Origin of the sequence: Cytobacillus gottheilii (assembly GCF_018582665.1) — a bacterium.
Taxonomy (GTDB): domain Bacteria; phylum Bacillota; class Bacilli; order Bacillales; family Cytobacillaceae; genus Cytobacillus; species Cytobacillus gottheilii.
Genome location: NZ_CP071709.1, coordinates 1,098,656 through 1,112,825, shown reverse-complemented (window position 1 = coordinate 1,112,825; position 14,170 = coordinate 1,098,656). Strand labels below are relative to the sequence as shown.

The 14,170-nt window shown below is 36.8% G+C and carries 15 protein-coding genes; 7 read left to right on the top strand and 8 right to left on the bottom strand.

Features of this window, described 5'->3' with window-relative positions; all coding sequences use genetic code 11:
* Positions 1–654: 654 nt before the first annotated feature.
* The gene (locus J1899_RS05470) at positions 655–1,293 is read right to left on the bottom strand and encodes a DUF1349 domain-containing protein (RefSeq protein ID WP_214477974.1); all 639 of its coding nucleotides are present in this window, start codon (positions 1,291–1,293) and stop codon (positions 655–657) included.
* A gap of 172 nt (positions 1,294–1,465) precedes the next feature.
* Positions 1,466–1,675: a hypothetical protein gene (locus J1899_RS05465; RefSeq protein ID WP_066448796.1), complete on the bottom strand. Its 210-nt coding sequence runs from the start codon at positions 1,673–1,675 to the stop codon at positions 1,466–1,468.
* Between the two features lie 300 nt (positions 1,676–1,975).
* Between J1899_RS05465 and J1899_RS05460 the strand changes: the two genes are divergently transcribed.
* Positions 1,976–2,449, top strand: coding sequence for a hypothetical protein (locus J1899_RS05460; RefSeq protein WP_425514996.1), 474 nt, complete (start codon positions 1,976–1,978; stop codon positions 2,447–2,449).
* 118 nt (positions 2,450–2,567) lie between these two features.
* Here the strand turns inward: J1899_RS05460 and J1899_RS05455 are convergent, their stop codons facing one another.
* Positions 2,568–3,431 (bottom strand): SDR family oxidoreductase, encoded by an 864-nt coding sequence (locus J1899_RS05455; RefSeq protein ID WP_214477973.1) that lies wholly within the window; start codon positions 3,429–3,431, stop codon positions 2,568–2,570.
* Positions 3,432–3,616: 185 nt separating this feature from the next.
* Between J1899_RS05455 and J1899_RS05450 the strand changes: the two genes are divergently transcribed.
* Positions 3,617–4,054: an Rrf2 family transcriptional regulator gene (locus J1899_RS05450; protein WP_214477972.1), complete on the top strand. Its 438-nt coding sequence runs from the start codon at positions 3,617–3,619 to the stop codon at positions 4,052–4,054.
* A gap of 83 nt (positions 4,055–4,137) precedes the next feature.
* On the opposite strand, the gene J1899_RS05445 is transcribed toward J1899_RS05450, so the two are convergent.
* Together J1899_RS05445 and J1899_RS05440 are read right to left on the bottom strand one after the other, a co-directional pair.
* Positions 4,138–5,010 (bottom strand): cation diffusion facilitator family transporter, encoded by an 873-nt coding sequence (locus tag J1899_RS05445; RefSeq protein WP_214477971.1) that lies wholly within the window; start codon positions 5,008–5,010, stop codon positions 4,138–4,140.
* 177 nt (positions 5,011–5,187) lie between these two features.
* Positions 5,188–5,394: a hypothetical protein gene (locus tag J1899_RS05440; RefSeq protein WP_214477970.1), complete on the bottom strand. Its 207-nt coding sequence runs from the start codon at positions 5,392–5,394 to the stop codon at positions 5,188–5,190.
* Positions 5,395–5,604: 210 nt separating this feature from the next.
* Here J1899_RS05440 and J1899_RS05435 point away from each other — a divergent pair, with 210 nt between their 5' ends.
* The gene (locus J1899_RS05435; protein ID WP_214477969.1) at positions 5,605–6,744 is read left to right on the top strand and encodes a zinc-dependent alcohol dehydrogenase; all 1,140 of its coding nucleotides are present in this window, start codon (positions 5,605–5,607) and stop codon (positions 6,742–6,744) included.
* A gap of 352 nt (positions 6,745–7,096) precedes the next feature.
* On the opposite strand, the gene J1899_RS05430 is transcribed toward J1899_RS05435, so the two are convergent.
* A complete protein-coding gene (locus J1899_RS05430) occupies positions 7,097–7,534 on the bottom strand; it encodes a YfmQ family protein (protein ID WP_214477968.1) in 438 nt (145 codons plus the stop codon).
* Between the two features lie 186 nt (positions 7,535–7,720).
* Here J1899_RS05430 and J1899_RS05425 point away from each other — a divergent pair, with 186 nt between their 5' ends.
* Positions 7,721–8,530 carry an AAA family ATPase gene (locus tag J1899_RS05425; protein WP_214477967.1) on the top strand — a complete coding sequence of 270 codons (810 nt, stop codon included), beginning with the start codon at positions 7,721–7,723 and terminating at the stop codon, positions 8,528–8,530.
* Between the two features lie 102 nt (positions 8,531–8,632).
* Here J1899_RS05425 and ltrA read toward each other — a convergent pair whose 3' ends face one another.
* Complete coding sequence (gene ltrA, locus J1899_RS05420; protein WP_214474158.1) at positions 8,633–9,892, bottom strand: group II intron reverse transcriptase/maturase; 1,260 nt, start codon at positions 9,890–9,892, stop codon at positions 8,633–8,635.
* Between the two features lie 840 nt (positions 9,893–10,732).
* Between ltrA and J1899_RS05415 the strand changes: the two genes are divergently transcribed.
* Entirely contained in the window at positions 10,733–11,020 is a 288-nt protein-coding gene (locus tag J1899_RS05415; RefSeq protein WP_214477966.1) for a hypothetical protein, read from the top strand.
* Between the two features lie 208 nt (positions 11,021–11,228).
* On the opposite strand, the gene J1899_RS05410 is transcribed toward J1899_RS05415, so the two are convergent.
* The gene (locus J1899_RS05410) at positions 11,229–11,441 is read right to left on the bottom strand and encodes a hypothetical protein (RefSeq protein ID WP_214477965.1); all 213 of its coding nucleotides are present in this window, start codon (positions 11,439–11,441) and stop codon (positions 11,229–11,231) included.
* A 597-nt stretch (positions 11,442–12,038) separates the two neighbouring features.
* Here J1899_RS05410 and asnA point away from each other — a divergent pair.
* Positions 12,039–13,001, top strand: coding sequence for an aspartate--ammonia ligase (gene asnA, locus J1899_RS05405; RefSeq protein ID WP_214478763.1), 963 nt, complete (start codon positions 12,039–12,041; stop codon positions 12,999–13,001).
* A 312-nt stretch (positions 13,002–13,313) separates the two neighbouring features.
* Entirely contained in the window at positions 13,314–14,012 is a 699-nt protein-coding gene (locus J1899_RS05400) for a YetF domain-containing protein (protein ID WP_214477964.1), read from the top strand.
* Positions 14,013–14,170 lie beyond the last annotated feature (158 nt).

Here is a 14,170-nt window from a genome sequence, read left to right as displayed (position 1 = left end):
ACGATGGAAAAAACTAGATTTATTATGATAAGAAGACGTTTTTTCTTAATCGCGACACGTTTTTCCTTTATCTGGATTATAGAGGGGCGTTTCTCCCTTAATCAAGACATGTTTTCCCTTTTTCTGAATTATAGAGGGGTGTTTCTCCCTTAATCAAGACTCATTTTCCCTTTTTCTGGATTTCAGAGGGGTGTTTCTCCCTTAATCAAGACATGTTTTCCCTTTTTCTGAATTATAGAGTGGTGTTTCTCCCTTAATCAAGACATGTTTTCCCTTTTTTTGGATTTCAGAGGGGTGTTTCTCCCTTAATCAAGACATATTTTCCCTTTTTCTGGATTATAGAGGGGTGTTTCTTCCTTAATCAAGACTCGTTTCCCCTTTTTCTGGATTTCAAAGGGGTGTTTCTCCCTTAATCAAGACTCATTTTCCCTTTTTCTGGATTTTAGAGGGGTGTTTCTCCCTTAATCAAGACATGTTTTCCCTTTTTCTGGATTATAGAGGGGTGTTTCTTCCTTAATTGCGATACTTTCTACTTTTAAATTTGGTAAAACTCACTATTCAAAATTACCATTAATGCACACTCATAAATAAGCAGCTCTATTTTTACAAAGGATTAAAATGGAGCTGCTTACTGTGTTTACGCTTATGAGTGACTTATAGGTAAGCCGATGATGGTTCATGATCGAGCTCTTCAATGGTCAAAAAATCAAAACGTACTTCTTGATCTTTCCCTTGAGGGCTACAGGCATAGACCCCTGCTAAAATGGTTGAGTTTTCTGGTATCTCTAGATGTGCAATTCTAATTTGGTTCCATGCTTCTCCGTCCCAAGAGAAATCGACATAGACATTTTGACCAATAATAGAAATGCGATAATATATTACCGTATTCTTTATGTCTACATATTGGGTAGACCAATCAGAATAGCCTCTATTTGTAACAACTGCTCCTAACTTGCTTCTATCATCTGGTATGTACTCTATTGAAGTTTTCACCCATATATCTTCAGAGAATCGAATCATTAGTCCAGCTTGGTCATACTTTGATTTGGGCAGTGTTTCAACTCTTGTGGTCATTCTGAAATTCTTGCTGGTTTCCGTAAAGAGGAAATGCCCATTATCAGTCTCAAACCCATAATGCGTTTTTTGCCAATAATCCGTTTCCAAATCTGTTTTTAATACAAGTTGAGAAGAAGTGCTGTCCAAAAACCAATTCTTTGGTTCACAGCGCCACTTAAGTTCTTTACTAAGTTGTTCACGGTTAAAGTTCTCATTTAATATCCATCTTTTGTTCATCAGCTAACCTCCCATTTTACTGCATTAACAATCCTCAGTTTTAAATACTATATCACATATTTTTGTTATTTAATGGAGATAGCTTTCCTTGTGCCATCAAATATAAGTTCTTAACAAATAAAAAAGCACCACTTCTTTTTAAAAGAAACTGGTACTTCGTTTTCACAGATATCTAGCGTGACTCTTTAGGCGGCTGACACGTTTCACACTTGCGCTGGTGGTTATTTTTAAATTTCGTAAATGTTTTTTCAAATTGGCTCCCACAGGCACATTGAAATTGAAGCTTTTGTGAAAAACCATGATATTCCGTCGTCAGCAGCTTGCTTTCTGAATTTTTCTCAACAAATTCTTTAATTTTACTAATAGTCCATCGTTTATTCATTTTCTTACACCTCTATAGTTGATCGTTATGCGGAAGTATTTAATGGTATCCGTATAAGGAAAAGTATTAATCTTCTTAAGCTCCTCATTATATCATGTACTGTCATACAATAAAACAGACGGAAGGACCTTATTCCTTCTCTTCTATATCAAATCCAAGTCTGCACTAAATATAATCCAACATTTTAATTATGTGCATCAAGTTCAGCTCGATTTACCTTTGGCAGTAAATAATCTATGAATGAATTTCCTTTTCCTTAAACAAACTAACCTTATATCTAAAAGGTGGAGTTGAGTACGGTTGCATATTGGAAAATTTGAGTCAATTATGTGGAGTATTGCCTTTCCTGGATTTAGTCAATTATTAACTGGCCATTATATTAAAGGAATCTTTTTTGTTCTCTCAGAAGTCATTATAAATATGAACAGCCATTTCAACCTTGCTATTATGTTTAGCTTTATCGGAGATTTTGATCAGGCATATTCTGTTACAGATTTTCAATGGCTCTTATTTTATGCCTGTTTATACTTTTTTGCGATGTGGGATGGATATAGAACGGCAATGCCTTCAGAAGAAAAGTTATCTTTTCTCCCATTTGTTTTCTCTGCCTATTTTGTAACAGTAGGTGTTTTTTATTGCACGAAATTTAAATTATTTGGCACTTTAATCGGTCCTGTGTTTATTCCGATGCTCTTTGTAATCCCTGGTTTAGTAATCGGATTTACTCTGAGGGCAATTATTCTAAAGGTATCTGAAAGAAGAAGTTTCGTCTGACTTCTTTAGAGGTTCTGTCCTGTGCATAGGCATGATGACCAAGCTCTCCTCTGCCCTTTCCATATAAAAAAGTGAAATCGAGAATGATTTCACTTTTTTATATAGCGATCAATTATTTTTATGAACCTGCTTTAACAAGCTGTTTCAGTGCTTCATTTATTGGAGTAATTGGACGGCCAAGTACATTTTCAAAATCTTGACTTTCCACAGCCAGTGAACCGCTGCGAATGCTTTCCTGTATTCCCACCACAATTGGAATAGCAAAATCAGGTACACCTGCGCCTTTCATAGCTTCTGCATATTGTTCGTCACTCACATGCTGCACAGGGATTTCTTTTCCTAGGACATTCCCAAGAGCAGATACCAATTCTTCTTGCGTTAAAAGAGGACCAGAAAGTTCGTATACTGTATTTTCATGACCGTTCCCAGTAATTACTACTGCTGCAGCTTCTGCGTAATCCTGCTGTAGTGCCCATCCTACCTTCCCTTCTCCAGCAGATGTTACCCATGGAGCTCCTGCCATTGCACCTTGAATACTTCCCATTTCGTTTTCCAAATACCAGTTGTTGCGTAAGAATGAATAAGGAATGCCTGTTTTTACAATGGCTGCTTCTGTTGCAATATGTGGTGGTGCCATTAAATTTTTGCTTTCGGTTGCATTAGCTAAACTAGTGTATGCAATAAACTTTACTCCTGCTCGTTCAGCCGCTGCAACCGCATTTGAATGCTGCTGGATTCTTGTGTCATTATCACCATCAGCTGAAATAATCAGCAATCTGTCAATGCCTTTAAAGGCTTCATCGAGTGTTTTAGGGTGATCAAAATTCCCATGACGAACTTCCACTCCACGGGTGCGGAATCCTTCTGCTTTTTCAGGATCACGGACACTCACTGCCAGATTGCTTGCAGGTACTGTATTTAATAAAGATTCTACAACCTTTGAACCTAATTTTCCTGTTGCTCCAGTAACTAAAATTTTCATGATCTTTGCCTCCAGTTGAATTCGATTTGTAACAATCTTGATTACATGTATTCATTTTAGTTACATGTAACTAAAATGTCAACAGGTATGTTTTTGATTTTAAAAGTAATTTAGTATAATAAACTTGTAATTAAATTTATTACATGATAAAAATGGATGAATGATAATGAAGGCGGTGACTGAGGATGCCCATCAGTAGCAGATTTGCTGTTGGTATTCATATATTAACTTTAATTGAAATGACAAAAGAAGAAGGTGTAACATCTTCTGAATTTATAGCCGCAAGTGTTAACACGAACCCAGCGGTGATCAGAAAAATCATGGGAATGCTCAAAAAAGCTGGTCTGATTGAAGTTCATCCAGGGATTGCTGGGGCTAAACTTGCAAAAAACTTATCTGATATTACTCTATTTGACATTTATAAAGCAGTTGATGTGGTACAGGAGAATGAATTATTCAGCATGCATGAAAGTCCTCTTCCAGATTGTCCTGTCGGTAAAAACATTCAAAATACGATTGAACCATTGTTCACAGCAGCACAGTTGGCAATGGAAAAGGTATTAAAAAATGTGACGATTGAAGATGTTGTTAGGGACATTGACCGTAAAGAACAGATTCAATAGATTCCAGATAAAAAAACGAAAAAGCCGTTGAACAATACAATGAGTATTCCTGCAACGGCTTTTTTTCTATAAAATTATTTTCTTTAGCTATTCGGCTCTATATGAATGTGCACATTGTATACACCATGCTTATCCATTAGGGTATGTTCAATAATATCTGCGATGTCATGCGCCTTTTTTATGTCTAATGTGGAGTTTACAAGGATTTCAACGTCTACAACCTCATTGTTTCCGTAGCTTCGTCCTCTTATTTCCTTAATGCCTTTGACACCATCAACTTTTAATATTTCTGTTCTATATATGTTCAGTTTTTCTTCATCAAATCCATCAGACAATTCATGTGTCGCATGTTTGAATATGTCCCAAGCTGTTTTGCATATAAGAAGTCCCACAATAAAGGCCGTAATGGGATCTAACCAGGGCATGTTTAATTGGGAGCCAAATATGCCTATTGCGGTTCCGATACTGACCCATGCATCTGAAATATTGTCTTTTGCCGCTGACATAACAGCGGAACTGTTAATTTTTTCGGCCAGCTTTTTATTGTAGCGGTATACAAAATACATGACAACCGCCGATACTAAACCTACATATGCTGCTATGATATCGGGTGATTCACTTTTCCCTTCAAACACAGAGGTTCCAGCATCAATCAGGACCTGAATTCCAACAGCCATCATAATAAACGAGGCAACCATGCTAGCAATGCCTTCACTTTTCCAATGACCATATGTATGATTTCCATCTGGCGGTCTTTGTGCAACCCTTAACCCAATTAACACTGCAATCGAAGCAATGATATCTGTTGTATTATTCAATCCATCTGCTCTTAACGCAGCGGAATCACTCATGTACCCTACTAGAAGCTTGAATATGGAAAGGACAATATAAGCAACTATACTAATAATTGCTCCTCTTTCCCCTAATTTCAGATCCTTATATTTTTGTTCTTCCATTCAATCAACTCCCTGTCAACCATCGAACTATATAGTAACAAGCCATGATCGTGTGGGTCTAGAGAAACCTTTTTGACCGTTTATATAAAAGATAGAAGGGGGTAACTAAGTTGGTTGAGGTCAAAATTTACTTTTGGGTTTTTAGGGACAGGTTCCTTGACCCATTTTATTGGGTTTTTAGGGACAGGTTCCTTGACCCATTTTAGTGTCTGGGTCGGTCAAATAAGCGGAGGTTTTCCGCTTATTTGCATTTTGTAGCTGTTTTTGGTGGAAATAAGGGGAGGTTTTCCGGTTATTTCTAGAAAAATTGGCTTTTTTCTCGTATTTTGATCTAATAGTCGGAATTTCTCCCTCTATTTCAGCTGTTTTTTGAGCTTTTTCCAAAATAAAAGGAATTTCTCCGCTTATTTATCACATGGAAAATGGCTGGAAAGACAATACGCCCCCTAACTCCATCAAAAAATCAGACTCCCAATTATTTAAAACACACCAAAGAAATAAACATTAACCTGATTACCCTGCGAAAATAAGGGAAGTAAAAGTTATAAGTTTCTATTTTATTAAAAATCACTTACATCAGGAGGAATTTTTAATATGAAAGCTGTTACTTTCCAAGGTGCAAAAGATATCCAGGTTAAAGAGGTAGCGAATCCAAAGATTGAAAAAAGTGACGACCTTATTATTCGAGTAACGTCTACAGCTATTTGTGGTTCAGATCTTCATATTTATCAAGGAGCTCTTCCGGCATCTAAAGATTATGTGATTGGTCATGAGCCGATGGGAATTGTTGAAGAAGTGGGACCGGGTGTGGAGAAAGTGAAAAAAGGCGATCGTGTCGTACTTCCTTTTAATATCTCCTGTGGTCACTGTCATTATTGTGCCAATGATATGGAAAGTCAGTGTGATAACTCCAATACAAATCCGCATGTGGATACAGGCGGTTATTTTGGATTTACAGAACGATATGGAGGGTATCAAGGCGGACAAGCCGAATTACTCCGTGTGCCATTCGGTAATTTTGTGCCCTTTGTGATTCCTGAATCGGTCGAGCTTGAAGATGAATCCCTGCTCTTTATGTCGGATGTTTTGCCAACAGCATATTGGAGTGTTGAAAGCGGCGGAGTAAAAAAAGGAGATACAGTCGTTGTTTTAGGATGCGGTCCAATCGGCTTAATGACGCAAAAATTTGCCTGGATGAAAGGCGCCAAACGTGTTATTGCTGTAGATAACGTAGCGTATCGCTTAAATCATGCCAAGAAAATGAACCAAGTTGAAGTCATCAACTTTGATGATCATGAGGATACTGGTGCATATATTGCGGAAATTACAAAAGGCGGAGCAGATGTAGTCATTGATTGTGTCGGAATGGATGGCAAAAAGAACCCTCTTGAAGTCGTTGAGCAAAAATTGAAACTGTCAGGCGGCACAACAAGTGCGATTCGAATCGGAATGAAGGCCATCAAAAAGTTTGGCACCTTACAGGTTACGGGTGTATATGGTTCCATGTACAACCACTTCCCGCTCGGCAATCTGTTTGAAAGAAATATTACCCTTAAAATGGGCCAGGCTCCTGTCATTCACTACATGCCAATGCTATTTGACATGATAAAGGAAGGCAAAATTGACCCGACTGAAATCATTACACACAATGTTCCATTACACATGGCCAGTGATGCATATAAAACATTTAATGACCATGAAGATGAGTGTATTAAAGTCGTGCTGAAGCCTTAATTGATTTTAATGCAATTATGTTTGCTGCACCACCTGCGTGTGCGGGATCACACACGATAAAAAAAGCGCCTTGCTGCTGCGATTATTACAGCAAGGCGCTTTTAAAAGTGCATTAAATTACTATAAGTTTTGAAGTTCATTAATAAATAATAAAAGAATGTAGCCACCTACAAATACAAACCCTATAATCAACCAGATTAAAAACAGCCAGCACAATGTCAAAAAAATCTTGCTGAACCAGTTACTATTCAGCCAATTCATGGTTTTTCCCCATTTCGAATAATCCTAATTACCATTTTATTTCATTTTATCAGTTTTTGCAGCACTATGCGACGGTGAACAAGGATGTATGTTAATAGTCATTATTCTGTATAGTAAATGCTTGTAAGTTACTAGAACTAACCCGGTATGGAATCACTTTCTTTTTGTATAACTTCACTACATCAATATGTTCTTTGTAACAATAAATAGTAAATTTCATATCATTCTTTCCGTTCTTTGTATGAATAACAAATGGAATAATTTCTGTCTCTGGATTTAAGTATGCTTTTTCAGTACCCGTAATCATAAAATACTTATCTAAAAACGCAGCATTATTAAAACCATCTATAAACTCCAGTTTCTCTCTCTCTGCTAATAACTTACCGTTGTAAGTGACCTGAACATCGTTCGCACTTAGCTTTGGCTGAAGCTCGAATTTGCTTAAGATCCATGCAACAAAAGCACTCGGAGGATTTGTTGCGAATTTAAGGATACCCGCAAGTATGATAGCCATTACATACCATGTCATTTATATCAGCCTCATTTTCTTGATGTATATAGTGATAGATGTGAATTTTTTTCATACTAATTATACCTCATAAACGAAGTAATCCTGAACTTTAAGAACAGCAAACATTTACACTTCAATCTATATTTGGACAAATGTGGTAAAATAATGATAGCTATTCATTTTTCCAAAGGAAGGTTTACCAAAATGATCTATTTAAAAAGCTTTAAACTTTCCCCTCATATAGCCAGGAATCCAAATGCCTATCCATACAATGTGTTTAAAAAAATAACTGGAGAAGTGTTTGTCTTTCAAAATATTACAGTATTGTATGGCAGCAACGGTTCTGGTAAGTCTACACTTTTAAACTTAATGGCAAATAAGCTAGATATTGCTGGAGCCGAAGATCTTACGAATAATGGTTATAATACATACCCGACTGATTATATGATGGAATGTTCGTACAGCCTTGGCGAAGTGATGAGTGACGGAGAATCAAATCAAATACCGCCTAATAGCCAGTACATCAAAAGTGAAGATATTTTATATGAGATTAAGAAGATTCAGCAGGAAGCAGTTCTTAAGGAAGGTTACCTGTACCAGCACTCTAAATTAGGATATACGAAGGAAAACTTGCAAAAGCTGAAAGACTCTTCAAAAATGTACAAAGAAATCGAGATTATGAAGTTTGCCAATGAGAAGTATTCTAACGGAGAAACATCCATGCAAATATTTGATGAGTATCTTACTCCTGATGGATTATTTCTGCTCGATGAACCTGAAACATCTCTTTCGCCGACCAATCAAATTCTGTTAGCTGAAGAAATCAATAAACTGGCTAGATTTTTTAACTGCCAGTTTATTATAGCGACACATTCTCCTTTTATGCTGGGAACGCTAGATGCTAAAATTTATAACCTTGATGCTCCGTTTTTAAGAACCTATAGATGGACTGAACTTGAAAATGTAAGGTATTTCTATGACTTTTTCAGAGATCGGAAAAGTGAATTCGAATAAATGACCAAACTACTTTCGGAAGAAAATAAACGAGTAGGAGGGAGCGATTAACTCCCGACCTCTCACACCACCGTACGTACGGTTCCGTATACGGCGGTTCAATTAAGATGAGTAACGCAAAATTTCATAACGAACTTGCAGACTTTTCAGCCCTTGGCTTTCCCAATAGGAATTGCCGAGGGTTCTGTGTAATATGGGGCTTTTCGAAATACGCCAGTACCCTTTTCGGGTGTTTCCCCACTCGTATGCTTTTCCATATGGCACTTTCAGCCGAGTAAGATTTCTGACCCTTGTTTGAGGTTTCTTCCAATCCTTCCATAGACACATCCTTAATCTTCTTTTAATCCAGCTATCTAATGATTTAAATGTGGAATTTGTATCTGCTAAGGCAAAATAACCGCACCATCCCATTAGATATTGGTTTAACTTCATGATTCTGTATTCCATGGAATATGGCATCTTCCTTGAAGTAATTTCTCGTATTTTCTTCTTCATTCGAACTAGACTTGTTTTCGCAAGACGAACCTTTGGTTCTTTGTGATTCGTGAAACTAAAACCTAAGAACTTTCGATTCCAAGGGCGGTCTACTGCTGATTTCTTTTCGTTTACTTTTAAACGAAGTTTTCCTTCGATAAATCTTTGTACACTCGCCATTACTCTTAGCCCCGCACGTTCTGTTTTCACATAAATATTGCAGTCATCTGCGTATCGAACGAACTTATGTCCACGTTTCTCCAACTCTCTATCAAGTTCATCAAGAACTATGTTTGAAAGTAAAGGACTTAAAGGTCCACCTTGTGGTGTTCCTTCTTCTGTACTTGAAACCACTCCATTGATCATGACACCAGCTTGGAGGTATTTACGAATAAGTTTTAATAATGGTTTATTTGAAATTCGTTCCGCTAATGTCGCCATTAGTCGGTCATGATTGACCTTATCGAAGAATTTCTCTAAATCCATATCAATCACCCATCGATAACCTTCCTTCAAATAACCCTTTGCTTTCCGAACCGCGTCATGGGCGCTCCGATTTGGACGGAATCCATAACTGTGGTCCGAAAATGTTTTGTCATATTCCTTCGATAAAATCTGCGAGATAGCTTGTTGAATCAAACGGTCTGTCACGGTTGGGATCCCTAGTAAACGCACACCACCATCTGGTTTCGGGATTTCGACTCGACGTACTGGTTGCGGTTCATAAGTTCCCTTCAAAATCTGCGATTTAATGGTTTCCCAATTTTCGAGGATGTGCTGTCGTAGGGTTTGTACGGGCATCATGTCTACTCCATGGCTTCCTTTATTCGCTTCTACTCGCTTTAGCGCTTGTATCATATTTGGCCGTTCCAGAATTTGATCCAACATCGCCATTTCGTTCCTTTCCGTGATTAGCTTATCTTCTTATGCCCACCTGAACTCCACCCTCCGCAAATACCCTCGTGGAATTCACCACTACTTTCTAAGCGTGAGGTTCTGCTGTTTTCTGTGTTTATTCGTTCTAGGTGGAAAGCCAAGGGCTAATCTCTCTTAATTGTTCAGTCCTTCCGAGTAATTCTAGACTTACTCGTACTATGACCTCTGCTGACTTCTGACAGTTCAGCTACTTGTCACCAAGTAGGTTATGAAGGGAACTTCACGTTTCTGTCAGACCTCCCCGGGTAAGCGCATGCACTTTCACACCATCTGTCCGCCTCATTTACTGAATATGACCTTCGACAGAAAGAACTTTGTTTTGTTATGCAAACTCATTCAATCATACCTAGCCTTATATGAGATTCGTGTTCCTCGGACCGGTGTTTTGCCTCCAGCTTCCTTCAGATTCCGCGTCACCACGGACACCCTTGCTTTTAGCTAACCTCTACTTCTGTCTTCGAGGTTCGGGACTTACACCCTATAGTTCATGCGCATGCCGGGCGCACATAAAGACACCTGCAAATTACTTTTGCAGGTGTCTTTTAATGAAGAATAGAATTTGAGAACTACTGCAGACTAAATAAAAACTAAAAGGAATGATAAAATGTCACAACTTTTAATAAAAATTTCTCTTTTTTAATATCGTGGTTTTCGGTCATCTTTTCCCTCATAAAAAAAGAATGTTGATTAAATACCTTCCAGTTGCCTTGTTTTCTTCTTTAAATCTAATGTGTATTATTTTTTTATTTTACGAATCACAAATTGTGGAAAGTAAAAGGCGGGCGGGGAAATGTGACACATACTGCTTTCTTAGTTTTGTTTGGACCATATTTAGTTATGACTGTATGGGTTTTTTACTTATCAAAAGGAAAATTTCTTTTATACGCATTGATTAACATAATTGCAGATATCTTTTATGCTTATCCTTTAGTGGCTTTGTTAAAAAAGTTTAAGATTTATCATATTAAAGTGAAATCCTTTGTGTTTTTCTTAGTCATCTTTGCTGCAGCACTGTTGAACTATTCCTTTCAAATAGCTGTTGAAAAATTATATCCGCAAACGAACGATCCATTAGTTTAATGTGATTTTATTTAGGGCAAAATCATTCCTAGTTTTTCATCTTGTATTCAGTTAGGACCAAATGAACCATTTGGTCGGTCAGCAGTGCGATCAACAGTTAAAAATTTCAAACAAAAAAAGAGGAGAATGCGTTTGGGAAACGCCTTTTCTCCTCTTTTCTTCAGCATTATTAACTGCTTTTTCTGCTAAATAAGTTCAGAAAATCAGATCAAGTACAGCCTTCACACTCATAATAAGTGTCTTTTAGTTCAATCGCTTTTACTAATCTTCCTAATTTTATATCCTCAGCATCGGTAAATTCTATATCAGCTATTCGCTCCACTGCTACATTTTTTGCATCAGCTTCATCCTTTGCTACTATGCTGTGCTCCCTGGAAATACCGCTTGAGATAATTTCATACTCAAATAAGAATCTTTGCATTCCGTTTAACCTCCCTTATGTCAACTGAAGATTTCCCGTTTAAAAATGCCATTAAAAGGGATGTGCTAATCTATCATTATGATAGTTTCTAGAATATCATGGTTACATCATAAGAAGCCAAAAATCAGCTTAAATTCGGCCTATTTCTTTAATATGATAAAAGATTTACAAATGGTGTTGGATAAGAAAAAGTCCGCAGATTTCACATTATTAAACGTTACCCCGCGGATCTTTTATAATGTTTTATACCCACAACGCGGACAATCAATCTCATTTTTGATTAAAACTTCACACTACTCGTTTGATGCCTGTTTCCAATAGCCATTTTAAATGATTCTCTTCTATAATTTAATACGCTAATATCAAATACTGCAGGATTTTTATTAACTGGTCTTTTGTCACAACTTTAATGGTTCGTTCATAAAGTAATTTAGTTATTTGCATTAGTACTTCTGTGTATTAATACATTAAAAATTAGAAACATATTACGTATTTGACATTAAGGATTAATGTGGACGCTATTAATTTTATGGGGGAGATTTTGTGACTAAAACGCTGGGAGTTCTAAAAGGTGGATATAAATCAAAACTAAATTTAATGCATACTGAAATTGCTATTAATGAGGTCAAAAACTGCTTTGAGAATAAGCTTTCGGAAGCCTTAAACCTAATAAAGGTTTCCACTCCTTTAGTGTTAAGTGAAGGCAATGGAATAAATGATAATTTAAACGGAGAAGAACGCATTGTTTCCTTCGATGCTTTAGATATTAAGAATAAACGGATTGAAGTTGTTCAGTCTTTAGCAAAGTGGAAAAGAATGGCCCTTGGCAGGTATGGATTTACCTTTGGCGAAGGACTTTACACAAATATGAATGCAATAAGAAGAGATGAGGTTTTAGATAACCTCCACTCCATGTACGTTGATCAATGGGACTGGGAGAAAGTCATCTCTAAAGAACAGCGTAATTTGCACACATTAAGAACAGAAGTAGAGAAAATTTATCAGGCTATTAAAGCAACTGAGGAATATATGCACAAATTTCATTCTGACCTAGAACCTGTGTTACCAAATGACATTTATTTCATTTCTGCTCAGGAACTTGAAATCATGTTTCCCCAACTTACTCCAAAGGAACGGGAAGATGTCATTGCAAAGGAACACGGTGCTGTATTTATTATGCAAATAGGTGATGTGCTAGCCTCTGGAGAAAAACACGATGGTCGTTCACCAGATTATGATGATTGGACATTAAATGGCGATATTATTGTATGGAACCCAGTATTAGAAAAAGCCTTTGAACTTTCTTCAATGGGCATCCGAGTAGATGAACATTCTCTTTTAAAACAATTAAAGATTGCAAATAATGAGGATCGTGCAGTGCTTCAATATCATAAATCACTTTTAGATGGAAAACTTCCTTATACAATCGGCGGCGGGATCGGGCAGTCGAGGTTGTGCATGTTTCTCTTAAAGAAGGTCCATATCGGTGAAGTTCAGGCTTCTGTTTGGAATGAACAGATTATAAAAGAATGCCAGGAAAGCAACATAACCCTATTGTAGAAGATGTTTTCTATTCCTCTTTCAAGGCTAGTTCTTACTAGCCTTTTCCCCTTTTATTCTAGTTTCCTCCCAGTTGGTACACCCTCTTTTGTTGTATCACGTTTATCATCTCAGCTAACCATACTTTCTCTGCTGACTAAACTCATTCAATATTCAGCTTTCCCTACCATTAGCTTTAGTATTTAAAGCTGAAAAAGGAGCACCACAGATGTTGCACAAAGCATTACATTGATACTTTGTAATATATGTGCCGAATACATTCTTTTAATGTTTTTTAGATCTTTTGACAAACTAACAAAAAGGAGGCTTTTTATGTCAATTTTAGAATTAGCAATCAGGATCCTGCTTTCTTTTCTAACAATGCTAGTTATGACGAGGATTATGGGCAGGAAAGAAATTAGTCAGATGACATTTTTTAATTTTGTATCTGCGATCGCAATAGGCTCAATTGGTGCCAACCTGGCAGTGAGCCAAAATTTAAGTATTCGTAACGGAGTGCTTGCACTCGTTGGCTGGGGTATTATTACGATTATCATGGATTTATTAGATATCAATTCTAAAAAAGCACGCATTGCTCTAGAAGGTGAACCCTTAATCGTTATTAAAGATGGACAAATTATGGAAAAAGCACTGCGAAAGGTTCGATTAGATATTGATGCTTTGAATGCCATGCTTAGACAAAAAAATGTTTTCTCTTTGGCTGATGTTAATTATGCAATATTAGAAAATAATGGTGAACTTTCTGTTATGAAAAAAGATAATAAGCAATTTATAACGAAAAGTGATTTTAGCATCAAAAGTGATTCTGATGAGCTTTATCCTATTTCAACTGGTGTCATATCTGATGGTAAGGTTAATATCGATAACCTTTCTAAGTTGAACCTTACAGAGGATTGGCTGGATCAGCAATTAAGCAAAAATGGAATAACTTCAGTTTCAGATGTCTTTTATGCCGAGATACAAAATGATGGCACATTATATATTGATAATAGAAATGATACGGTTCATTAAGACTCTAATCAACATTTTCACTAAATTCCAGTTTTTTAATGTAGTTTATTTTTCCATTACTTCTCTAATAAAAGAAGTCCCAATAGGAAATATTAACAAAAAACAATAAAACTGGGAGGAACTAATTTGAGTGCAAAAATAAACGGAGTATCAATCTT

Bases quoted from the DNA above. Each gene is read 5' to 3' on its own strand.
- J1899_RS05470 (WP_214477974.1), bottom strand. From the start codon at position 1,293: ATGAACAAAAGATGGATATTAAATGAGAACTTTAACCGTGAACAACTT.
- J1899_RS05465 (WP_066448796.1), bottom strand. From the start codon at position 1,675: ATGAATAAACGATGGACTATTAGTAAAATTAAAGAATTTGTTGAGAAA.
- J1899_RS05455 (WP_214477973.1), bottom strand. From the start codon at position 3,431: ATGAAAATTTTAGTTACTGGAGCAACAGGAAAATTAGGTTCAAAGGTT.
- J1899_RS05450 (WP_214477972.1), top strand. From the start codon at position 3,617: ATGCCCATCAGTAGCAGATTTGCTGTTGGTATTCATATATTAACTTTA.
- J1899_RS05445 (WP_214477971.1), bottom strand. From the start codon at position 5,010: ATGGAAGAACAAAAATATAAGGATCTGAAATTAGGGGAAAGAGGAGCA.
- J1899_RS05435 (WP_214477969.1), top strand. From the start codon at position 5,605: ATGAAAGCTGTTACTTTCCAAGGTGCAAAAGATATCCAGGTTAAAGAG.
- J1899_RS05430 (WP_214477968.1), bottom strand. From the start codon at position 7,534: ATGACATGGTATGTAATGGCTATCATACTTGCGGGTATCCTTAAATTC.
- J1899_RS05425 (WP_214477967.1), top strand. From the start codon at position 7,721: ATGATCTATTTAAAAAGCTTTAAACTTTCCCCTCATATAGCCAGGAAT.
- ltrA (WP_214474158.1), bottom strand. From the start codon at position 9,892: ATGTTGGATCAAATTCTGGAACGGCCAAATATGATACAAGCGCTAAAG.
- J1899_RS05410 (WP_214477965.1), bottom strand. From the start codon at position 11,441: ATGCAAAGATTCTTATTTGAGTATGAAATTATCTCAAGCGGTATTTCC.
- asnA (WP_214478763.1), top strand. From the start codon at position 12,039: ATGCATACTGAAATTGCTATTAATGAGGTCAAAAACTGCTTTGAGAAT.
- J1899_RS05400 (WP_214477964.1), top strand. From the start codon at position 13,314: ATGTCAATTTTAGAATTAGCAATCAGGATCCTGCTTTCTTTTCTAACA.